The organism is Pseudomonas sp. DTU_2021_1001937_2_SI_NGA_ILE_001, from assembly GCF_032463525.1.
Lineage (GTDB): Bacteria > Pseudomonadota > Gammaproteobacteria > Pseudomonadales > Pseudomonadaceae > Aquipseudomonas.
Map to the genome: position 1 here is coordinate 1,023,183 of NZ_CP135971.1, position 21,581 is coordinate 1,044,763.

Here is a 21,581-nt window from a genome sequence, read left to right on the forward strand (position 1 = left end):
CTCGGCGGTCGAGTCATGCGGGTGCTTGCCGCGCCGCCCTTTGCCAGTCCGCTGGTGGCGTGCGAGTACCAGGACAAACATCGGCGGGTGACTGGCCTCTACGCGGCCAGTGAATTGGTGCAAGCGCCGGCGCCGCGGCAGCGCGCGGCAATCGCAGGCGGATGAGCGTGGCTCAGGCCAGCAACGGCTTGACTGCCACGCTGTAGAGCAGGCCACTGGCGAACAGGGCGATCACCATCGATACGCCCCGGTTCATCCAGAACGTGGCGTGCGCGGAAGTCAGGCGCCCTCCGAACATGGCCCCGAAAGCAACCCAGGCGGCCCCCACCGGCAGGACCACCAGGGTGAACGCGGCCATGAATTCCAGGTAGCTGGCGCCCGTCATGAACGTGCCGGCTGGCGCCACGAACGACGCGAAGAACAGCCCCTTGGGGTTGCTCAGGGTGGCCACGAACAACCCCACCGGCGAGAGTCCCGGAGTGGTGTCTGCGGCGCCTCGGCGTGCCATACCCCACAGCTTGATGGCGATGTAGAACAGAAACCCGACCGCAAAGACTTTGCTCGCGGTGGCCACCCAAGGATGGTCACGGGCGATCCAGTCCAGGGTCAGGCCCCAGACGCTGATCTGCAGCATATAGGCTGCCCATTCCGCCACCACCCAGCGCAGGGCGCGCAGACTCAGACCGCGATTGACGCCGGTCTGGAACAACAGCGAGTTGGTTGGCCCGGGGACGGCCAACACGGCGAACAAGGTCAGGAAGATCGTTTCACTCATGCGCGGTACTCACCTGTCTTGAAATTACAGAGCCGGTATTGAAGCTTCGCTCACCGGCAGTGTCTGGCATGGAAAGCCGGGACAGCCGGGTCGGCGGAAATTGTCCGGTCGCCGGCACTGCCGGAGAATCGAGCTGCCCATGGGGCCTATCTCTTTCGCGCAACGGATGACCGAACATGCCAGAAATCAGCGATTTGTCGAAGGTGGAATCCAACGCCCGCACTTATGCGGCCAGCTTCAAGCAATTGTTCGTCAAGGGCAACGGTATGCGCCTCAAGGATGCCCAGGGCCGCGAATACCTCGACTGCCTGAGCAACGCCGGCACCCTGGCGCTGGGGCACAACCCGCCAGCGGTGCGCGACGCCGTGCTGGAATTCCTGCAGACCGACCAGTTGCAGCAGGCCCTTGACCTGGCCACACCGGCCAAGCACGCCTTCGTCAAGACGCTGTTCGCCACCCTGCCCCCGGCACTGCGCGAGCATGGCAAGGTGCTGTTCTGCGGGCCCAGCGGCTCGGATGCGGTGGAGGCAGCCATCAAGCTGGCGCGCCATTACACCCAGCGCTCGACCTTGCTGGCCTTCCAGGGCGGCTATCACGGCATGACCGCCGGGGCGCTCTCGGCGATGGGCAACCTTAAGCCGAAGTTTCACGCCGCCGCGGTGACCGCCGGTACGCATTTCATGCCCTTCCCCTACCCGCTGCGCTGCCCGTTCGGCACCGACGGCAGCCACACCGAGCAGTTGAGCATCGATTACCTGCGCACGCTGCTGGGCGACCCGGAGAGCGGCGTTCAGCAACCGGCGGCGGTCCTGGTGGAGGTGGTACAAGGCGAAGGGGGTTGCATTCCGGCCTCGGCCAACTGGATGCGCCAGTTGCGCGAGCTGACCCGGGAGCTGGGCATTCTGCTGATCGTCGACGAGGTGCAGACCGGCCTGGGCCGCACCGGCAGCCTGTTCGCCATCGAACATTCCGGCATCGTGCCGGACATTCTGGTGTTGTCCAAGGCCATCGGCGGGGGTTACCCGATGTCGCTGATCGTGTTCGCCGAGCACCTGGACACCTGGACCGCCGGCATGCATGCCGGCACCTTCCGTGGCAATCAGATCGCCATGGTGGCCGGCGCAGCGACCATCGAGCACATCCAGGCCAACGGTCTGGTGGCGCGTGCTGCGCGGGCCGGTGAGCGCTTGCGCGAGGGGCTCGACAGCCTGGCCAGGCGCTACCCGGCGCTGGCCGAGGTACGCGGGCGCGGGCTGATGCTGGGCGTGGAAATCGCCCAGCCCGGCCAGGACGGCCGCCCAGGCCCGGCAGACAAGGCTCTGGCTGCGGCGATCAAGCGTGAGTGCTTTGCCAAAGGCCTGCTGATCGAAACCGGCGGCCGGCACAGCTCGGTGCTGCGCTTGCTGCCGCCGCTGAACATCAGTGATGAGGAGATCGGCCAGGTGCTGGAGCGCTTGGACAGTGCGCTGGAGGCAGCCTGCTGAGGCAGGCTGGAGCGTTTTATCACTCAAGGGCCTTGGCCGCGGAAAGCTTCCCGGCTGAAGCCAATACCGTTCGCTTAAGCGGCATGTGGCCCGGTGGGAGCGGCTTTAGCCGCGAAAGCGCCAGGAAATTCACGGCATCTGTTGTGAACAGGCGATCGCTTCGCGGCTAAAGCCGCTCCTACCCGGCCTGACTGAACAGTATTGCGGCTAAATCCAATACTGGTGAGTTAAGAGCTCTTCGGCTTTTTTTGGAGCGACCTGATCGAAGGGTATCGGGTTCAAGCGCAATGGGCCGTCCGTGGCCCTTTGTGCCTAAGCCTGCCGCTCCTGCAGTGTGCAATCGACATCCGAGACGATCCGTCCACTGTCGAGCTTGATGATGCGGTCGGCCAGCTGGAAGTACTGGTCGTCGTGGGTGATGATCAGCACCGTCTTGCCGCGCCGCTTCAGGTCGGGCAGCAGCTCCTGATAGAAGAAGCGCTTGAACGGCGGATCCTGGTCGGCGGCCCACTCATCGAGCACGTACACCGGCCGGTCCTCCAGGTAGGCACACACCAGCGCCAGGCGTTTCTGCTGCCCGTACGACAGCGCCTTGAGCGTCGAGTAGCCGTGCCCCTGAATCTGCACCTTGTCCGCCAGCCCCAGGGTTTCCAGGTACTGTTTGGCGGTGTCCGGACAGGCGCCGTTTTCATCCGGACCGATCAGCCGGTTGAACAGCTGGAAGTCCGAGAACACCGCCGAGAACAGGTCGCGGTAGGCGCTGCGGTTGTGCTCGTCGACGACTTGGTCGCCCAGTTTGAGCTGGCCATCGCTGGGCACATAAAGCCCGCACAGGACCTTGGCCAGGGTACTTTTGCCGCACCCGTTGCCGCCCACGATGTACACCAGCTGCCCGGGTACCAGCTGCAGGTCGATGGGACCCAGGGCAAAGCCCGCGCTGGCATCGGCGCCCTGGTACTGCACCCGCACACCCTGCAACGAAATGCCCGGCATGCCTTCGCTGCCGGCGACGGCGGGCAGCGAAGGCACGTCCGGCTCGACGGTATGGCCGTGATGCGCATCGATGGAAAAGCCGAACTGCGCCAAGCGGGTACTGGCCACCCGCCCCTGGGCGAGCACCGGCATGGCCCCAACCAGCAGCGATACCGGCCCCATGATGTACAGCACTGCCAGCAGGCTGGCGGTCAGCACACTGGGCTCGAGCACCGCCAGTTGCGGCGCGACGAACAGCAGGCAGCCGATCAGCAACGACAAGGTCAGCTGACCGACGTTGTCGCCCAGGGTAAACCACACCCTTTCGACGAAATTCAGCTGCGCCACACGGGTGGACGACGCCTCGATTGCCGTACGGCTGAACCAGTTGCGGCGAATGCGGTTGAGCTTGAGTTCCTTGAGCCCGAATACCAGCGCATGGGTGTATTCATTGAAGGCGGTGTATTCGTCGCGCATGCGGCTTGACACGCCGATGCCCTTGCCGAAGCAGAAGAAATACAGCACCACGCCGAGCAGCATCAGGCCCAGGGTGAAGGCCAGCACCACCCACGACAGGTAGGCCAGGTAGCCGATACCGAAGACGAACACCGTGGCCTCGACCAGCACCGTGGGAATCACCACCAGCGTGGTGCTGAGCTGGGGAATGTCGGTGGTGAGCATGGTCAGCACATTGGCCGCGCCGCGCCGGTCGACTTCCTCCAGGGGGGTGACGAGGATCTTGCGGCACAGCGCGATGCGCAGGTGGGTCATGATGCGCCGGCTGGCGAGCGCCGGGAAGAGTGCCGCGCCGTTGCGAAACAGCAGCGCCACCACACTCAGGCCGACGAACCAGTACAGCGCCGTAGAGCGGGCGGCGTCATCGTGGATCGCCGTGTTGATTACGTTGACCACCGCGATGGAGGCCACCCCGCTGATCACCCCGGTCAGTACGGTGAACAGGGTCAGCCAGGGGTGGCTGCGCCATAGCAGGCGCAGCAGCGAACCGGGCTTGGCCGGCGTGTCGGCTGCGCTACTCATGACCGCCTCCAGACCTGGTCACGCTCGACCATCTCGCCCATGGCCACGGCGATCAGGCGAGGCTCCTGATAAGGGTCACGGGCATGCGCGGTGAGCATGTTGTCGAGCATCACCAGGTCGCCCTGCCGCCAGTCGAAGCGTACCGCGCAGGCCTCATAGGCCTGGCCGATCAATTCCATGGTGTGGTCGTCGATGGGGCTGCCATCGCCATAGCTCACCAGCCGTGGCAGGCGGCCCTCGCCGAACAGGTCGAGCAGGTCTTCCCGCATGTCTTCACCCAGGCAGTACGGGTGATGCAGTTGCACCTGATTGAAGAACGCCGCCTCGCCGGTAATCGGATGCTGCAGCACGCCAGGGCAATGGGTATGGATCTGCAGGGTGTTGTCGTCGAGCCATTCGAATGGCGTGCCCTGCGCGCGGCAGTGGGCCTCTACCTGCTCGCGCTGCTCGGTGCCGAAGAACTGCTGCCAGCTCGGCTCGACCCCCTCGATGAAGGTGCGGCTGTAACGCAGGCCCTTGCTGGCGAAGGCCTGCGCCACGTCGGCTGGCAGCCGGCGCAGTACCTGGCGGATGTCGGCCAGCGGCGTGGCACCTCCCACCTTGGACGGCAGCTCGCAGTAGAACCATTGCTTGCGCGGCCAGCTCTCCAGGTGCGAACTCTCGTTGTGGTACAGGATCATTTCCCGCTCCGGATAAGGCGTGGAGCGGTACACGTTGCGCCCGCCTTCCTTTTTCGGCAGGTCGCCATAGCCGCCATGCAGGCCTGGCGACAGCGCTTCGGCAAAGGCTTCGAAGGCCGCCACGCTGTCCAGACCAAACCCACGGAACAGCAGCGCACCGTGCTCGCACAGCAGAGCGTCCAGGGCGCAACGCTGTTCGGCGGCCCAGGCGAGAACATCCAGACCTGGCTGCGCGGGCTCTATCACCAGCGGCAAGGTGGCCTGCGGCGACAGCGGCGCAACGCGCACGCGGTCGTCCAGCGCCCCACCTGGTGGTTGCAAGGGCATCGTGCGGCCAGCGTGGCTGACGGTGGACGAGGCATGGGTGTCTGCGGTCATGGGCGGCTCCCGGGCAATGACAAAGGCTCAGGGCGCTACCGCGAAATTCCGGCATGGCGCGCCCAGCAGCCGACGATCTAAGCACCGCCCCAGAGGACTGTCTGTCACCTCAAACCGGGACAGTCGGGTAGCAAAGGTTTGTCCCGGTTTCCATCGACAGACACCCCGAACGCCTGGGTGCTCCAATTCTTCGATGTAAGCAAACCCATACACCCTGCGCCAGGCAAGGTGCCACGGCGTAATGCCCTTTGCGACCCCTACAGGAGCGTTATCGAATGCCGATTTCTCCCCCCACTGGCAGCCCAGGCCACTCCTCCAGCACCCCGTTGCCCAAGTCTGCACTGCTGCACGAGCTGTTCAGCGCCCAGGCCCGGGCCCTTCCCGAGCGTACCGCGGTCAGTGACCAGGACGGGGCCCTGAGCTATGCCGAACTGGATGCCGCGTCTTCGCGCCTGGCCGCTCACTTGCGCGCCGAGGGCGTCAAGGCCGGCACCCTGGTGGGCCTGTGCCTGCCGCGCGGTACGCAGCTGGTCAGTGCCCTGCTGGGCATTCTCAAGGCCGGCGGCGCCTACGTGCCGATCGACCCGCGCTACCCGGCCAAGCGCATTGCCCACATCATTGAGGACAGCGGCCTGCAAGTGCTGATCGGCGATGCCCAGAGCCTGGAGCAACCGCTGCCTGAAGGCATCAGGCTGCTGGGCATCGAGGCGCTGCTGCAGAGCAGCGACAAGCCACTGACGCCTGGTGATGCCCGCGACCCGGCCCAGTCGCCAGCCTATGTGATCTACACCTCCGGCTCCACCGGCACCCCCAAGGGCGTGCAGGTCACCCATGCCAACGCCAGCGCGCTGTTGGCCAGCACCCAGCGCCGCTTCGCATTCAACAGCGACGATGTGTGGTCGATGTTCCACTCCATCGGCTTCGACTTTTCGGTCTGGGAAATCTGGGGCGCCCTGGCGTATGGCGGGCATGTGGCAATCGTGCCTTACGAGGTGTCCCGCTCGCCGCAGGCCTTCCAGGCCTGGCTGGCCAAGACCGGGGTCACCGTCCTCAGCCAGACCCCCTCGGCATTCCGCGGCCTGGACCAGGCCAATCAGCAGGCCCCCGAACCACTGGCACTGCGTTACGTGGTGTTCGGTGGCGAGGCGCTGCCGTCCAGCGTGCTGAAGTCCTGGGTGGCGCGCCATGGCGACGCACAGCCGCAACTGGTGAACATGTACGGGATTACCGAGGCCACGGTGCACACCACCTACCACCGCGTATTGGCCAAGGACCTGGCGAACCACACCAGCGTACCGATCGGCGAGCCGCTGGATGGCTGGGTCCTGCACCTGCTCGACGAACATGGCGATGCCGTGGCGGACGGGCAAGTGGGTGAACTGTTCATCGAAGGCGCAGGCGTGGCACCGGGTTACCTGAACCGTCCGGACCTGACCGCCCAGCGTTTCGTGACCCTGCCCGGCAGCCAGGCGCGTGCCTACCGCAGCGGCGACCTGCTCAGCCGTGACAGCCAGGGCGTGCATCACTACAAGGGGCGCGCCGACCAGCAGCTGAAGGTGCGCGGCTTCCGTATCGAGGCCGGTGAGGTGCAGGCCTGCCTGCAGCGCGACGGACTGATCAGCGCCAGCCATGTCTGCGCCCACGATTACGGCGACGGTGACGTTCGCCTGCTGGCCTATGTGGTGCCGGCCGATGGCGGCGGACAGCTGAGCCCTGCCCTGCGCGAGCGCCTGGCCGCCCTGGCCAGCGAGCACCTGCCCGACTTCATGCGTCCTTCGGCCTACATGGCACTGGCGCAACTGCCATTGACCGACCACGGCAAGATCGACAGCGCCCGCCTGCCCTCGCCGAGCAGCGCCGATCAGCCGGCGGCGCAACCGCAAAGCGACCTTTCGGAACACCAGCGCCGCGTGCTCAAGGTGTGGTCCGAAGACATCGGCCTCAAAGGCATTGGCATCGACGACGACTTCTTCGACTTCGGCGGCACCTCGCTGGCGCTGATCCGCGCCCTGAGCGTTCTGAAAAACCACTACCGCATCGACCTCAACCCCGGTGTGCTGGCCGATGGCGCCACCGCACGGATCCTGGCCCAGAGCATTGAAATGTCACTTGCCAACGCCCAACGTTCGAAGGAGCAAGCCCATGTCTGAAGTCGCTACAGCGCAACGTTTTCACCTCACTGCCGAAGAACGCGCCCAGTTCGAGAAAAACGGTTTCATCGGTCCGTTCACCGCCTATTCCCAAGAGGAAATGAAGGAGATCTGGCGGCGCACCCGCCTGCGCCTGCTCGACCGCAGCCATGCCGCCTATCAGGACCTGGACGCTATCTCCGGGGCCACCAACATCGCCAACTACGACCGCCATCTGGACGATGACTTCCTCGCCGACCACATCTGCCGCGCGCAGATCTGCGACCGCGTGCAAAGCATCCTGGGCCCTGAGGTGATCTGCTGGCGTACCGAGTTCTTCCCCAAATACCCCGGCGACGAAGGCACCGACTGGCACCAGGCCGACACCTTCGCCAACGCCTCCGGCAAGCCACAGATCATCTGGCCGGAACATGAAGACTTCGGCGGCACCATCACGGTCTGGACCGCCTTCACCGACGTGACCATCGCCAACGGTTGCCTGCAGTTCATCCCCGGCACGCAGAACAGCATGAACTACGACGAAACCAAGCGCATGGAGTACTCGCCGGAGCTGGTCAACGCCAAGGAAAAGAACGGCGTGCGCCGCGGCTTCTTCGGCTACGACTATCGTCAGTTGCAGATCGACGAGAACTGGGAACCGGATGAAAGCCAGGCGGTGCCGATCCAGATGAAGGCCGGCCAGTTCGTGATCTTCTGGTCGACCCTGATGCACGCCTCCTACCCGCACAGCGGCGAGAGCCAGGAAATGCGCATGGGCTTTGCCTCGCGCTACGTGCCGTCGTTCGTGCATGTGTACCCGGACTCCGACCACATCGAGGAGTACGGCGGCAAGATCAGCCTGGAAAACTACGGCGCGGTACAGGTGGTCGGTGAGCACACCCCGGCCTACAACCGCCTGGTCACCCACACCACACGCGGCAAGCGCTTCGAGCGCAGCTGACCCCCTCGGCAGGGCCGGCCCCGGCCCTGCCAACTCCTTCTGTTTTTTGCGGAGCTGTCCCATGACCCTGCCAAACGACCCGACCTTGCGGGTGTGCCAGGCAGTGCGCCTGCTGCGCCACCTGGCCCCGAACCTGCCCAGCCCCTTGAGCATCGCCTTCAACCCCGTGCCTGCCAGCCATCTGGAAACCTGTGAACGCCTGGTCAGCCAGGCCTTCGCCGCCTGTGGCGTACAGCCGCTGCGCTTCTGCCATGACGCCCCCGAGCAGCTGTCATCCTTCGAGCTGTTGATCAGTCGGCGCCTGAGCAAGGCTCTGCCGAGCGGCCCCGTGGATACTGGCCCGCACAGCGAGCGACTGATCGCCGAATTCGATTTCAGCCCGCCCCCCGCCGGCCTGCAGGCCTGTGTGATCGACAGTTTCGATGGCGCGCCGCTCAACGCCTACAGCGGCGGCGAGCCCGGCCTGCCAGCCCTGCTGTTGGCCTTGCCCTGCGGCTTGCCTTTCGAACTGTGCCAGGACTGGGTCCAGGGCCTGGCACAGCAGTACCGGGTGCTCACCTGGGAAACCCGTGGCCTGTTCGGCGGCGCCGAAGATTTCGACAGCCTGGCCGTGGATACCGATGCCCAAGTGGCGGATCTGTTTGCCGTGATGGACCATTTCGACCAGCCAGACGCGCACCTGATGGGCATTTGCGGTGGCGCGATGATCGCCCTGTGCGCGGCGGCCAGCCAGCCCGCACGCGTGCGTTCGCTGAGCCTGTGGCATGGCGACTACACCCTGGGCGAGGATGACTGGCGCACCCCGCACCAGCGCAATTTCGAGTGGTTGATGGAAGCCGCAGCCGGCGACCGCGAGGAAGCCCGCGAGCTGCAGAAGCTGTTCGTCGACCCCGCCACACTGATGACCACCCCCGAGCCCATCGCCCACCTGGCGTTGTACCCCTACACCAACGCCGAGCTGTTCTACCGCTACGCACGGCTCAACCATGCTCTGAACCAGACCGACCTGCATGCCGTGCTGCCGAGTATCGAAGTGCCTGCCCTGGTGGTGGCCGGCGACAACGACCAGACCACCCATATCGGTGGCTCCAAACACGTGGCCCGTACCCTGCCCCAGGCGCGCCTGCACATTGAACAAGGCGGCAGCCATGTGGCGTTCTTCGAACATGGCCGACGCTCGCTGCCGGTGGCGTTTGGCTTCATGGAAGCGTTGCTGGCGGCGGCCTGACCCTCCTCCACACCGGGAGCCGCCTCATCCGCGAATCATTTTCGCCGCTGAAGCGGCTCCTACCTTTTTAACGCGGCTAAATCCAATACCGACCAGTTAGACACTCTTCGGATTCTGTTGGAGCTTGCTCGCGAACTCCTCCCAACTGATGTTCAAGCTGGCCCGGCCCCAGGTTTCGCCCTGGCGGGCGACCCACTTTGTTACGGCAAAGTGGGCAAACCACTGCTCCTGGTTTGGCCCCGCCTGCGGCGGGGTTCCCTCCTTCCGGCGCCATTCCAGGGGGCCGGCGCAATGGCCCGTCCCTGGCCCAGTGCGCCTAAGCCGGCATCCCTGCCGGCTTACCCCCTTCCATGACACCTCCACTCGGCCTGCACCGAAGTCGCGTTTGGCGGCGTCTGCAAGTTCTGTGCTTTAAAAAAAGCAAAAGCGACGCCAGACGAGATTCCTCTGGTCTAAAAGATCAGTATTGTGGCTAGCTTCAAGCCTCGGCAGGGCTGACCTTTCGGCGTGTATTGGCAGTCTGGCTCGCTGGAGAAATGCTGGCTGCAGGGCGCCCCTGTCTTCGCCATCATCGGCCCATCAAGGGACATCCCTCTCAAGCGACTTCCACAGCTCGATCATCGTTTGATTGGTGTTGCCGATCGAACGGAACGACCATATCTCCAACTCAGCAGCCCATTCAGGTCCTCCCGCGCGAACGAGTTTGCCGGCCGCGATTTCCTCTTCCACCGCCGACTCGGGTAACCAGGTAATTCCATAGCCCTCGCGCGCCATTCGCATCAGGTGCATGGCCATGTCGGCTTCGTAAAAACGCTGCAGGTCAGGTTGCACCGGTTGGCCATGAAGAATCAGATCGACTACCCGGCCCAGAAACGAGGTCGCGGTATAAGAGAGGTAAGGAATGGGCTGGTGAGGAGATCCAGACAATGCGAATAACGGTTTGCCATCGGCACCGGGGGCTGAAACCGGGAAAAACGCATCAGTGCCCAAGCGAAGCCCCACGAATTTGTCTGGGTCCAGAAGGATGGGCGCGCGTGGATGGCTGTAACCGATCATCAGGTCACAGCCACCTTCTGCCAATGCAATAACGGCTTCCTGAACGTTGGCTGCCAGTACACGGGCCGTGAAATAGCCATTGCGCTGTTGGAATTGAGTGAACCATTTGGGTACGAACGTCATGGACAGTGTATGACCCGCAACCACCTGAATGGATCGTCCAGGCATCCGCTCACCGCGCCGCAATGACGAGCGCAAGTCCATGAATGCAGACAAAGCTTCCCGCCCCTCGTTGCAGAATGTCTGCCCGGCCAGGGTGAGCTGCACCGGGTAGGTCCCCCGATCAACGAGTTCGACGCCCACCCACTCTTCAAGCGACTTGATCCGCCGCGACAACGCCGACTGAGTGATGCAACGCATCTCTGCCGCACGGGAAAAGTTCTTGGTTTCTGCGATCGCTAACAGGTCATCTATCCATTTGGTCTGCATGATGTTCTCGATGGATCCTCGACACGGCGAAAAAATTGCAGCAGGGCTGATTCCGAGCTTTGCACGCGCTGCGCGTCCCTTCCAACTGTCCAACCGGCCGTCGCAGCCTCCGCGCGCAGCCTTCGATGAAATATCGCCGCAGTTACGCGAATATATCGCCTCATTCCGTGAAAATCGCAAACTATGATTTTATGGCATGAAACTATGGCGCATCCTCATCAACTGCTTCATCCGCTTGGCGTAATCTGCACCCATCGCCCCTGTCGAGGTTGTCATGAATACGCTATGTAAGGTCTTTTGTTTTTGCGCCAAAAGCACCGCCCATAGACAGCATGCGCCGTTGCGCTGCGCTCTCCAGCATGCCAGTTCATTACTGACCAAGAAGTTCTGCAGGCCGACCGGATAATCCTTCTTATTTCCCTGATCGGGCTGCTTTGACAGCCATACCGGTCAGTTAGTCGTTATGGGGGCTCGCTCCCAGGGCCTAACTGTGTCGTGAACATGCGGTCGCTTCGCGGCTAAAGCCGCTCCTACCGAGCCCCATAACAACTAACTGAACTGTATTGGCTTTAACTGCGAACCCTGTCCTGGCCAGCGCCATATTTTCAAGGGCGCTGCGAGCTTCGACGCGCCATTAATAATAAAGAGGTCGAAATGAACAACAAGAAACTACCCACCTATATCGCCGTTGCGATTGTCCTTGGCATCGTCGTGGGCTGGGGTTGCAATACGTACTCGGCGTCTCCTGCCGCCGCGAAAGAAATGGCCGCGTACTTCAGCCTGGTCACCGATATTTTTCTGCGCATGATCAAAATGATCATCGCGCCCCTGGTGTTTGCGACCCTGGTCGCGGGCATCAGCAGCCTCGGCAACTCCGGCTCGGTCGGCCGAATCGGGTTGCGCTCGATGATCTGGTTCGTAAGCGCCTCGGTGTTCTCTCTTGCACTGGGCATGTTGCTGGTGAACATCTTTCAACCAGGCGCCGGCCTCAACCTGGACCTTCAGCAAGCTCAGGCCTCCGGCGCCGTCACCGTCAATGCAGGTGACTTCAGCCTCAAGACATTCATAAGCCATGTTTTCCCCCGCAGCATCGCCGAGGCCATGGCCAATAACGAGATCCTGCAAATCGTGGTGTTCTCATTGTTCTTCGGTCTGGCGCTCGCTTACGTCAAACAACAGGGCAACGAAAGGATTGGCGCCCTGGTCGATGATCTGGCCAAGGTCATGTTCCGTATCACCGACTACGTCATGATGTTCGCGCCTATTGGCGTTTTTGCAGCGCTTGCAGCAGCGGTGACCACGCAAGGTATCGGGTTGCTGTTCGACTACGGCAAGCTGATTGGCGAGTTCTATTGTGGCGTTCTACTGCTGTGGGCGGTGCTCTTCGCCGTGGGCTACTTGTTCCTTGGTCGTTCGGTGTTCCGGCTTGGCAAGTTGATCCGCGAACCCGTTCTGCTGGCGTTCTCGACCGCCAGCAGCGAGTCGGCCTATCCGAAAACGATCGATGCACTGGAAAAGTTCGGTGCTTCAAAACGCGTTTCCAGCTTCGTCCTTCCATTGGGTTACTCATTCAACCTTGACGGTTCGATGATGTATCAAGCCTTCGCGATCATGTTCATTGCCCAGGCGTACAACATTGATCTGTCATTTACTCAGCAGGCCCTGATTCTGCTGACCTTGATGGTCACCAGTAAGGGCATGGCAGGCGTAGCACGCGCATCCATCGTCGTCGTCGCCGCCACGCTGCCAATGTTCCACCTCCCCGAAGCCGGTCTGCTGCTGATATTGGCTATCGATCAGTTCCTGGACATGGGCCGTACCGCCACCAACGTGGTGGGCAACAGCATTGCCACCGCCGTCATCGCCAAGATGGAAGACAAGCACGAAAAAGGTGCCTTGCCACAGGCGTCACCGCGATCAGCCATTCAGAGCGATCCTCAGAACGCCTGAAGCGAACATTGTTGAAAGCCCCCCCTTACTGCCTCGTTGAACAGAACATGAAACAGTCGAGAAGAAAATACGCTGGACGAACGCTGGGCATCATCGGCGGCCTTGGCTCGCTTGCCGGAGGAGACCTGTTCTTGAAGTTGCTCAAGACTGAACCGGTGCTTGCTGACCAAGGCCGTTACCATCTCCTTTTCGAGCAGCACCCGTTCAAGGATTTATCCTTGCCATTGAGCGCCGACGCCAGCATGACGTCGCGCAAGCTGTACGTGTTTCAGGTGTGCCAAGGGTACGCACAGAGCGACGCCGACGCCGTGCTGATTCCGTGCTTTGCCAGTCATACCTTCATCGATGAACTCAAGGCGGAACTGGATATCCCGATCGTCGACATGATGCAGGGCTTGAAGTGCCATTTGAGCGCGCTGGCCGAGCCTGGAACGCGCTTGGGTATCCTGGCTTCGGACTATGTACGGGCCGCCGGTTTGTTCGAAAAACATCTTGGGGACGACTTCGAACTGGTCTACCCCTGCGAAGTCAGCCAGGTTGCGTTGATGCAGGCGGTCTACGGCCCGGCGGGTATAAAGGCGGGGTATCTGGATGGCGCGGCAATCGAAATGCTGCACCAGGTATGTCTTGACCTCAAAAGCCAGGGGGTCACGCTTTTACTCCCTGGGATGACAGAGATCTCGCTGGTTGTAGCCGAGCTGCTGCGTCGAGGCATCGACTGTATCGACGTAAACCAGGTCTACGCCGAGTTCGCCACTGCAACGGAGTCGCCCCGGACTGGCCCCAGTTTCAAACTGGGCATCGTCGGAGGTGTGGGACCCGCTGCTACGGTCGATTTCATGGGCAAGGTGGTAAAGAACACGCCAGCAGGACGTGACCAGGATCACATCAAGATGGTGGTCGAGCAGAATCCACAGATCCCCGATCGCACGGCCAACCTGCTGCACAACGCAACGGACCCTACGGTAGCGATGTACTCCACCTGCAAGCGCCTGGAGGACGAGGGCGCTGACGCAATCGCCATTCCCTGCAACACCGCCCACGCCTACGTCGAGCGCATCCAGGATCATCTGCGAATTCCGATCATCAACATGCTGACCGAGACGATCGACTTCATTCAACGAACTTACGGCTCATCCAGGCAAGTCGGCCTGCTCGCCACCTCAGGCACCCTCCAGAGCCGGGTATATCACTGCGCGGCAGAACGTGTGGGCCTGGACTTGCTGGTACCCGACGACGCCGCGCAAGCGCTGGTCATGCGCTCGATTTACGGCGAGCGCGGGGTCAAGGCGGGGCATACCAGTGGACCATGCAAAGATGACCTGCTGACAGCGGCGGCTCATTTGGTCGAGTGCGGTGCCACGATCCTGATCCTGGGCTGTACCGAGTTGCCACTGGTCCTTCCTCAGTCGGATGGCTTGCTTATCGGAACGACCCGTGTGGCGCTGGTCGATCCGACTACCGTCCTTGCCCAGCGCTGTGTCGCCTTGGCTCTCGCCTGATCGAGGCGCCCGGCCGAAGGCACGAAGGTGACTCAAAGCCACTCTCGACGCTGCCAGCCAGGCGCAGTCTTGGTCCCTACCCCTTGCCCAGCCGCCGCTTCAGGCACTGCAGCACGTCGTCCACCCAGGTGAAGATCACCGGTACCACCAGCAGGCTCAGCACGGTCGAGGCCAACAGACCGCCCATCACGATCACCGCCATCGGCTGGCGGAACGCCGGGTCTTCGCCGAAGCCCAGGGCGGTGGGCAGCATGCCGCCGCCCATCGCCAGGGTGGTCATGATGATCGGCCGCGCGCGCTTGTGGCAGGCATCGATCAGCGCGTCGTAACGGCTCATGCCCCTTTCACGGCGCGCGACGATGGCGTATTCCACCAGCAGGATGGAGTTCTTGGTCACGATCCCCATCAGCATCAGGAAGCCGATCACCGACGGCAGCGAAAAGCTCATGCCACACAGGATCAGCGCCAGCAGCGCGCCGCCCAGCGACAGCGGCAGCGCCGAGAGAATGGTCGCCGGTTGCAGGAAGTCGTGGAACAGCAGCACCAGCACCGCATACACGCACAACACACCGATAGCCATCGCCAGGCCGAAGCTGGCGAACAGCTCGGTCATCAGCTGCAGCTCGCCCTGCTCGACGATCTTCACCTGTTCGGGCAGATGCTGCATGGCTGGCAGTTGCCGCGCCTCGGCCATGACATCGCCCAGGTTACGGCCATTGAGTTCCACTGACAGCGTGATGTTGCGCAAGCGGTCCAGGCGGGTGATCTGCGCCGGGCCACTGCCCATGCTCAGCTCGCCCAGCGAGGCGAGCGCCACCTGGCCGTCGCGGCCAGCGACCCGTAGCTGGCCGATCAGCCCCAGGTCGTGGCGCACCGCCGGGTCCATGCGCACCCGCACATCCACCTGGCGCTGCGACAGGTTGATCTTGCCCAGTTGCGAGCTGTATTGCCCGTAGGTGGCCATGCGCAGGGTGTCGGCGATGGCCTGGCTGGTGATGCCCTGTGCCGCCGCGCGCGCCGTGTCCGGATGCATCTGGATCTCCGGGCGTTGCAAGGCGCTGCTGGAGGACACCGCGCCAATGCCGTGAATTTGCCGCAATTGCGGCTCCAGCGCCTGTGCGGTGCGCTCCAGCAGGTCGCCGTCGTCACTGGCCAGTACGATGCTGAGCTTTTCGCCGCTGCTGTCCCCCCCCACATCGACACGTGCGCCCGGGAGGCTGCGTAGCGCCTCGCGCATCTTCGACTCCACCGCGCTCTGCTTGATCGAACGCTGGTCGCGGGGCACCAGTTCGACGGTAAGGACCGCATCGCCGGCGCCGATGATGCCCGCCGCGCCTGAGGCCGAGCTTTTCGCCGAGCCCACCACGCTGAACACATGCGCGACCTCGGGAATCGCCCGCAGGCGCTGGTCGGCCTGCCGGGTGATCTGCGCGGTCTGTTCGAGCGTGGTGCCCGGCGGCAGCTCCAGCATCACCTTGCTGGTGCCACTGTCCTGCGCGGGCAGGAAGCTGGTGGACAGCCAGGGGATCAACCCCAGGGTACCGATGAAGAACAGCGTGACGGCCAGGAAAGTGGCACGGCGCCGGGTCAGGGTCAGGTGAATCCAGCCCAGGTAGCGCCGCATGAGCGGGCCGTCGCGCTCGGACTCCTGGCGGGCCTTGAGGAAATACGCGGCCATCATCGGCGTGAGCACCCGCGCCACCAGCAGCGAAAACAGCAGCGCCACCGAAGCGGTCACGCCGAACTGGCGAAACAGTTTGCCCACCACGCCGCCCATGAAGGCGGTGGGCAGGAACACCGCGACCAGCGTGAAGGTCGTGGCCAGCACCGCCAGGCCGATTTCACCCGCCGCCTCGCTGGCCGCGCGGGCCGGCGGCGTCCCCCCACGCAAGTGGCGGGCGATGTTCTCGATCTCGACGATGGCATCGTCCACCAGCACCCCGATCACCAGCGCCAGGGCCAGCAGAGAGATGGTGTTGAGGGTGAAGCCTGCCAGGTACATCACCCCGAAGGTCGGCAGGATCGACAGCGGCAACGCCGTGGCGACGATCAGCGTGGCGCGCCAGTCGCGCAGGAACAGCCCGACCACCAGCACCGCCAGCAGCATGCCCTCGTAAAGAAGGTGCATCGAGTCGTGGTAGTTGGCCAGGATCGGCCGCACGGTGTCGCTGACCTCGGTGATCTTCACCTGCGGGTGCTGGGCCTGGAAGCTGGCCATCGCTTCGCGTGCGCCCTGCGCCACCTCCACGTCGGAGAAGCCCAGCGAACGGGTCAACTGCACGCCGATCACCGGCTTGCCGTCATGAAAGGCCAGGCTGCTGCGCTCGGCATGGCCGTCGCGGACAGTACCCAGCTGGCTCAGCGGCAACAGTCGCCCGTCGGCGCTGGGAATCGCCAGCCGGGCCAGCGCTGCGGGGTCGTCGATCGCGCCCAAGGTACGCACCGCCTGCTGGCCGCTGCCCAGGTTGCCCTGGCCGCCGGAGTTGTCCTTCTGCATGGCCCTGAGCTGGGCATCGACCTCGGCCACGCTGACACCCAGCCCGGCCATCAGTGCCGGGTCCAGGTCCACCTGTACTTCCCGATCGACCCCGCCGCTACGGGCGATCTGGGCAATGCCGGGGACACTCAGGAGCTTCTTCGCCAGGTCGTTATCGACGAACCACGACAACGCCTCCTCGTCCATCCCCGGCGCTTCGACCACGTAGCTGAGCAACGGCGCGGCACTGGTGGTCAGGCGCGACACCGACGGTGTGTCGAGGTTGGCCGGCAGCCCCGGCATGGCGCTGTCGACGGCGTTGCGCACCTCCATCAGTGCTTCGTCGCCGTCCTTGTCGATCTCGAAGCTGACACTGATGGTCACCGCACCGTCGGTGATCACCGTGTTCACGTGCTTGAGCAGACGCAGCGAGGTCAGGCGGTCCTCGAGCTTGCGCGCCACCTCGGTTTCCAACTGTTCGGGCGCGGCGCCTTCCAGAGAGGCGGTGATCGTCACCACCGGCAGGTCCATGTCCGGGAAGTCCTGGATGGGCAGGCGCTCGAAGCCCAGCCAGCCGAACAGCGTCAGCACGATGAACAGCAGCACACCCGGTACCGGGTAGCGGATCGACCAGGCCGAAAGGTTCATAGGGTGGCGCCTTCGGCTGGAACCACAGTGACCTTCGCGCCGTCGGCCAGGAACGCACCGCCGCTGCGTACCACCGGGGTGTCGGCATCCAGCCCGCTGAGCACTTCAACGGCCTGCTGCTGGCGTCGGCCGAGGGTCACCAACTGCTGCTTGACGTGCTGGTCCGCCCCCACGCTGAAGACATACGAACGCCCGTCGCGCAGCACCACGGCCGAGTCCGGCAGGGTCAGCGCGTCGCGCGTCGGCAGGTCGATCCGGCCACTGGCATACATGCCGGCCTGGGCCGGGCTGCCAACCGGCAGCGCCACATAGACCAGCGCACGGCTGGTCTTGGCGTCCAGCACGGGCGACACCAGGCGCACCTGGCCGGTGACCTGCTGGCCGTCTGGCAACTGCACCCGGGCCACCTGACCGATCCGCACCTGGGACAGTTGCCGGGCATCCAGCTCGGCCTGCCACTCGATGCGATTACCGCGGATCAGGCGAAACAGCTCATCGCCAGCGGCCAGCACTTTGCCCAGCAGCGCCGTGCGCGAGGAAATCACTCCGTCGTCGACGGCCAGGATCCTGGTCTGGCCAAGGTTGATGCGGGTTGCCCGCAAATCAGCCTCGGCGCTGGCCAGCGCAGCCTTGGCCACCGCGACCTGGATGCGGTACTGCTCGCGCTGCTGGTCGGACAACGAGCCGCCCTGCCCCACGACATTCGCGCGGCGGTCGTTGGAGCGGGCTTCCTCCAGATTGGCACGCGCCTGAGCCACGGCGGCCAGCTGTTTCTGTTCCTGGGCCTGAACGGTCTCCGGGGCCAGGGTCGCCAGCACCTGGCCTTTTTTCACCTGGCTGCCGACATCGGCATTCAGGCTGGCGATACGCAAGCCGCTGGTTTCGGCGTTGATCACCGCCTCTTGCCAGGCCGCCAGCGCGCCACTGGCCTGCAACACGCCGGGCCACTGCTGGCGTTGCGGCTTGACCACTTCCACGCTGAGGCTGCTGACCGTTTCGCTCGGCGCATCGTTTTCGGGGGGCGGTGCAGGTGTACAACGACTCGACAGCACCCCCACCAGCACGACGCCGGCAGCGACCAGCAGGCTGTTACGGAGCCAAGGTTTCATGTGCCACCTCCCGGCAACGAAGATGGCTGGCGCGCCAGCGGAGCATCGGGCTGCCAACCGCCGCCCAGGGCTTTGTAGAGATTGATCCAGTCACGCACTTGGTCCTGTTGCAGGGTGATGCGCTGGATGTCGGCTTCCAGCGCCTGGCGGCGCGCCGTTTCGCGGTCCAGCAGGCTGGCATTGCCGGCCTGCCAGTTGCGGTCGGTGGCTTCGAAAGAGGCTTGGTAACCGGCGCTGGCACGCTCGGCCGAGGCTTCGCGGCGGCCACTGGCGTCCAGCCGCACCAGCGCCTGCTCCACCTCCATCACGCCGGTGCGCAGGGTCTGCCGATAGGCTGCGACGGCGGCGGCGTATACCGCTTCGGCGCCACGCTGGGTGGCCAGGCGTCGACCGCCGTCGAGTAGCGGCAGTGAAATGCTCGGCCCCAGGGTCCAGCTACGGTTGGCCTGGCCGATCTGCGCACCGGCGGTGAACGTACCCACCAGGCTCAGGCTGGGCAGGCGGTCGGCCTTGGCGACGCCGATCTCGGCATTGGCGGCGGCCATTTCCCGCTCACGCGAGGCGATGTCCGGGCGTTGCCGGACCAGGTCCGCCGGAATCTGCGTCACCTGCAGCTGTGCAGGCTGCGGCAAGCGGGCCGGTGTCGCGTCGAGCACGCTCCGCAGACGTGGCTCGTTGCCGCCGGTCAGGGCAACCAGACTCTTGACCAGCAGCTGGCACTGCGACTCTTGCTCGATCAGCGCAGACTGGCTGCTGGCGGCACTGGCGTCGGCCAATGCGGCGTCGGCGCTGGAGATCAGGCCAGCCTGCAAGGATTGTCGGGTGGCATCGGCCGTCGCCTGCTGCGAGCGCAGCTGGTCTGCGTAAAGTTGGCTGAGCAACTGGCAACCCCGGTACTGCACGTAATCATTGGCCACCTGCGCCGCCAGCGACACGCGCGCGTCGTGCCAGTCATCCACCCGCGCCTCCAGGCGTGCCTGGCCAGCCTCGTTGTTGCGCCGCAGCTTGCCGAACAGGTCCAGCTCCCAGCTGGCATCCAGGGTCTTGGCATAGCCTGAACCGCCGACCTTCTGCTCGCCCTGGCGCTGGCCGCCACGACCCACCTGGTATTGGCCGTTGACCTGGGGCCAGGCATCGGCCTCACGGCTGCCCAGCGTGGCCCGCGCCTGGGCGATGTTGGCCCAGGCCTGATCCATGCTCGGGCTGTCGGCCTCGGCCATGCGCAGCAGTTGAGTCAGCGCCGGGTCGTTGAATTGCTGCCACCAGTGCTGCAGGCCGCTGACCGAGCCGCCATGCGGCAACGGCGCTTGCCATTGCGGGTCGAGCGCAACCGGCGGACGCTGGTAGTCCGGGCCCAGCATGCAGCCGCCCAGAGCCAGCGCAGTGCAGGCCCAGGCCAATAAAGGCAGGCGTTTGAGAGGGTCGAGGCGGTACGTGAAGGTGCGCATGCGGGAAATTAGACCTGCCGTCTCGGAAGGCGTCTGTCACCAGAAACCGGGACAACCCTGGCACGGCCCGCTCGGGTCTTCTGTCCCGGGTTCAGGTGCCAGACACCTGCAATCAAGGATGATGAACTGGCAGACCTGCGATTCCCAAGACGCACCAATCCGTTGGCCAGCAGTCGAAGCCTTCTGATGCCATTGATGCCACAACGCCGCCATCGGCGCGGCGTGACCGTCCGGAGTTCAGCCCCAATGTCCCAAACCCAAGATGTAGCCCTGCGTTTATGTGAAACCGTCAGCCGCTTCCGGCACCTGGCCGAGCAGCTGCCGCCGCCGGTATGCCTGAGTTTTCTGGCCCGTGAAGGCGAACCAGACCCCGAAGAAGCCAGCCAGAGCGTGCGTGCCACCGAGCGCGCGCTGACCTCGGTGCTGGTGCAGGTGGGCGTGCGCCCGGTGTACTACGTGCACGGCCTGGCGCAGGCGCTGAGCGAAGATGAATACCTGCTCAGCACCCAGTTGTGCCAGGCACTGGATTACGCCTACGCGCACTTCGATGAGCCGGAGAGCTGCAAGACCCTGGCGCGGGTGGTCAAGGCGTTCGATTTCGCCGACGCCGCTGCCGAGCCCAAGCCTGTTCCTGTCGCAGTGTGAGGCGCCACGCCAACGGCCCCGGACAACGTCGTCACTGTCCGGGGCCTGGCAGGACCCTGCTCAGGCGACCATGTGCACGTCGCGGTAGAACTCCATGTACAGCACCGTACGGTGGCCTCGTGAGGCGTTCACGGCGAAATGGTCCAGCGAGCCGTCGAAGATCACCAAGTTGCCATTGGTGCTTTGATTGAAGCTGCCGTTCACGTTGAGGTAGGCGTAGTTCTGCTCCAGTGGCGCATCGACGGTCAGTTGCATGTGCAACAGGCCCTCTTCCCAGGTGCCGGTGTGCGCATGGGTGCCAAGAAACACATTGGGCTCCATGCGCAGCAGCGCGCACAGCTTGATGCCAGGCACCTGGGCCAGCAGATCGAGGGTGCGCGGCATGGCCTCGCGAACGTGGGGAATGGCCTTGTCGTAGGCCACCAGGCCGTACTGGGTCCACTCCGGCATGGGCTGCATGTTGTCGCCCCAGCCCCACAGCCAACCGTATTCACCGCCGGCCTGCATGTGCTGGTCGACCTCGTCGACGATTTCGGTGATCGACTTGCCGACCCGGTTGATGGTCAGTGTAGGGGCGTCAAGGGCCAGGAATTCCTGGCGTATCACTTCCCAGTTGTTGGCCAGGCGCTGCAGGTGCGGAAAGCGGCTGGCGTCATAAAACGAGGGGCGCATC

15 protein-coding genes are annotated in these 21,581 nt (G+C 64.1%); 7 read left to right on the forward strand and 8 right to left on the reverse strand.

The genetic code is table 11. From position 1 onward, the window contains the following. Positions 1 to 172: 172 nt before the first annotated feature. A complete protein-coding gene (locus RRX38_RS04175; RefSeq protein ID WP_315961658.1) occupies positions 173 to 775 on the reverse strand; it encodes a LysE family translocator in 603 nt (200 codons plus the stop codon). A gap of 176 nt (positions 776 to 951) precedes the next feature. Between RRX38_RS04175 and RRX38_RS04180 the strand changes: the two genes are divergently transcribed. Continuing rightward, positions 952 to 2,259, forward strand: coding sequence for a diaminobutyrate--2-oxoglutarate transaminase family protein (locus RRX38_RS04180; protein WP_315961659.1), 1,308 nt, complete (start codon positions 952 to 954; stop codon positions 2,257 to 2,259). Between the two features lie 312 nt (positions 2,260 to 2,571). Here RRX38_RS04180 and RRX38_RS04185 read toward each other — a convergent pair whose 3' ends face one another. Continuing rightward, entirely contained in the window at positions 2,572 to 4,269 is a 1,698-nt protein-coding gene (locus RRX38_RS04185) for a cyclic peptide export ABC transporter (RefSeq protein WP_315961660.1), read from the reverse strand. Beyond that, positions 4,266 to 5,327: a TauD/TfdA family dioxygenase gene (locus RRX38_RS04190; protein WP_315961661.1), complete on the reverse strand. Its 1,062-nt coding sequence runs from the start codon at positions 5,325 to 5,327 to the stop codon at positions 4,266 to 4,268. Before RRX38_RS04190 ends, RRX38_RS04185 begins: the two co-directional genes overlap by 4 nt. 275 nt (positions 5,328 to 5,602) lie before the next feature. Between RRX38_RS04190 and RRX38_RS04195 the strand changes: the two genes are divergently transcribed. The 3 genes from RRX38_RS04195 (at position 5,603) to RRX38_RS04205 (ending at position 9,645) form a co-directional block, all read left to right on the forward strand. Further along, entirely contained in the window at positions 5,603 to 7,477 is a 1,875-nt protein-coding gene (locus RRX38_RS04195) for an amino acid adenylation domain-containing protein (protein WP_315961662.1), read from the forward strand. Next, positions 7,470 to 8,417, forward strand: a complete 948-nt coding sequence (gene syrB2 / locus RRX38_RS04200; protein ID WP_315961663.1) for a syringomycin E biosynthesis L-threonyl-[L-threonyl-carrier protein] 4-chlorinase SyrB2 — start codon at positions 7,470 to 7,472, stop codon at positions 8,415 to 8,417. Before RRX38_RS04195 ends, syrB2 begins: the two co-directional genes overlap by 8 nt. Positions 8,418 to 8,478: 61 nt before the next feature. Then, complete coding sequence (locus tag RRX38_RS04205; protein ID WP_315961664.1) at positions 8,479 to 9,645, forward strand: alpha/beta hydrolase; 1,167 nt, start codon at positions 8,479 to 8,481, stop codon at positions 9,643 to 9,645. A gap of 579 nt (positions 9,646 to 10,224) precedes the next feature. Here the strand turns inward: RRX38_RS04205 and RRX38_RS04210 are convergent. Beyond that, on the reverse strand, positions 10,225 to 11,130 hold the full coding sequence (locus RRX38_RS04210; RefSeq protein WP_315961665.1) for a LysR substrate-binding domain-containing protein: 906 nt from the start codon (positions 11,128 to 11,130) through the stop codon (positions 10,225 to 10,227). A gap of 654 nt (positions 11,131 to 11,784) precedes the next feature. On the opposite strand from RRX38_RS04210, the gene RRX38_RS04215 reads away from it, so the two are divergent. Continuing rightward, positions 11,785 to 13,080 (forward strand): dicarboxylate/amino acid:cation symporter, encoded by a 1,296-nt coding sequence (locus RRX38_RS04215; RefSeq protein ID WP_315961666.1) that lies wholly within the window; start codon positions 11,785 to 11,787, stop codon positions 13,078 to 13,080. Positions 13,081 to 13,127: 47 nt separating this feature from the next. Then, positions 13,128 to 14,582 (forward strand): aspartate/glutamate racemase family protein, encoded by a 1,455-nt coding sequence (locus tag RRX38_RS04220; protein WP_315961667.1) that lies wholly within the window; start codon positions 13,128 to 13,130, stop codon positions 14,580 to 14,582. Between the two features lie 76 nt (positions 14,583 to 14,658). Here RRX38_RS04220 and RRX38_RS04225 read toward each other — a convergent pair whose 3' ends face one another. From RRX38_RS04225 to RRX38_RS04235, 3 genes are read right to left on the reverse strand one after another with little or no spacing between them, the layout of a single operon-like run. Then, complete coding sequence (locus tag RRX38_RS04225) at positions 14,659 to 17,706, reverse strand: efflux RND transporter permease subunit (protein WP_315961668.1); 3,048 nt, start codon at positions 17,704 to 17,706, stop codon at positions 14,659 to 14,661. After that, positions 17,703 to 18,815 carry an efflux RND transporter periplasmic adaptor subunit gene (locus RRX38_RS04230; protein ID WP_315961669.1) on the reverse strand — a complete coding sequence of 371 codons (1,113 nt, stop codon included), beginning with the start codon at positions 18,813 to 18,815 and terminating at the stop codon, positions 17,703 to 17,705. Before RRX38_RS04230 ends, RRX38_RS04225 begins: the two co-directional genes overlap by 4 nt. Beyond that, a complete protein-coding gene (locus RRX38_RS04235; protein WP_315961670.1) occupies positions 18,812 to 20,263 on the reverse strand; it encodes an efflux transporter outer membrane subunit in 1,452 nt (483 codons plus the stop codon). The genes RRX38_RS04230 and RRX38_RS04235 overlap by 4 nt, the downstream gene beginning before the upstream one ends. A 246-nt stretch (positions 20,264 to 20,509) precedes the next feature. Here RRX38_RS04235 and RRX38_RS04240 point away from each other — a divergent pair, with 246 nt between their 5' ends. After that, positions 20,510 to 20,908 carry a hypothetical protein gene (locus tag RRX38_RS04240; RefSeq protein WP_315961671.1) on the forward strand — a complete coding sequence of 133 codons (399 nt, stop codon included), beginning with the start codon at positions 20,510 to 20,512 and terminating at the stop codon, positions 20,906 to 20,908. A gap of 60 nt (positions 20,909 to 20,968) precedes the next feature. Here the strand turns inward: RRX38_RS04240 and RRX38_RS04245 are convergent, their stop codons facing one another. Continuing rightward, complete coding sequence (locus RRX38_RS04245; protein WP_315961672.1) at positions 20,969 to 21,580, reverse strand: aspartyl/asparaginyl beta-hydroxylase domain-containing protein; 612 nt, start codon at positions 21,578 to 21,580, stop codon at positions 20,969 to 20,971. Position 21,581 lies beyond the last annotated feature (1 nt).

Coding starts and splice junctions, on each gene's coding strand:
- RRX38_RS04175 (WP_315961658.1), bottom strand. CDS start 775: ATGAGTGAAACGATCTTCCTGACCTTGTTCGCCGTGTTGGCCGTCCCC.
- RRX38_RS04180 (WP_315961659.1), top strand. CDS start 952: ATGCCAGAAATCAGCGATTTGTCGAAGGTGGAATCCAACGCCCGCACT.
- RRX38_RS04185 (WP_315961660.1), bottom strand. CDS start 4,269: ATGAGTAGCGCAGCCGACACGCCGGCCAAGCCCGGTTCGCTGCTGCGC.
- RRX38_RS04190 (WP_315961661.1), bottom strand. CDS start 5,327: ATGACCGCAGACACCCATGCCTCGTCCACCGTCAGCCACGCTGGCCGC.
- RRX38_RS04195 (WP_315961662.1), top strand. CDS start 5,603: ATGCCGATTTCTCCCCCCACTGGCAGCCCAGGCCACTCCTCCAGCACC.
- syrB2 (WP_315961663.1), top strand. CDS start 7,470: ATGTCTGAAGTCGCTACAGCGCAACGTTTTCACCTCACTGCCGAAGAA.
- RRX38_RS04205 (WP_315961664.1), top strand. CDS start 8,479: ATGACCCTGCCAAACGACCCGACCTTGCGGGTGTGCCAGGCAGTGCGC.
- RRX38_RS04210 (WP_315961665.1), bottom strand. CDS start 11,130: ATGCAGACCAAATGGATAGATGACCTGTTAGCGATCGCAGAAACCAAG.
- RRX38_RS04215 (WP_315961666.1), top strand. CDS start 11,785: ATGAACAACAAGAAACTACCCACCTATATCGCCGTTGCGATTGTCCTT.
- RRX38_RS04220 (WP_315961667.1), top strand. CDS start 13,128: ATGAAACAGTCGAGAAGAAAATACGCTGGACGAACGCTGGGCATCATC.
- RRX38_RS04225 (WP_315961668.1), bottom strand. CDS start 17,706: ATGAACCTTTCGGCCTGGTCGATCCGCTACCCGGTACCGGGTGTGCTG.
- RRX38_RS04230 (WP_315961669.1), bottom strand. CDS start 18,815: ATGAAACCTTGGCTCCGTAACAGCCTGCTGGTCGCTGCCGGCGTCGTG.
- RRX38_RS04235 (WP_315961670.1), bottom strand. CDS start 20,263: ATGCGCACCTTCACGTACCGCCTCGACCCTCTCAAACGCCTGCCTTTA.
- RRX38_RS04240 (WP_315961671.1), top strand. CDS start 20,510: ATGTCCCAAACCCAAGATGTAGCCCTGCGTTTATGTGAAACCGTCAGC.
- RRX38_RS04245 (WP_315961672.1), bottom strand. CDS start 21,580: ATGCGCCCCTCGTTTTATGACGCCAGCCGCTTTCCGCACCTGCAGCGC.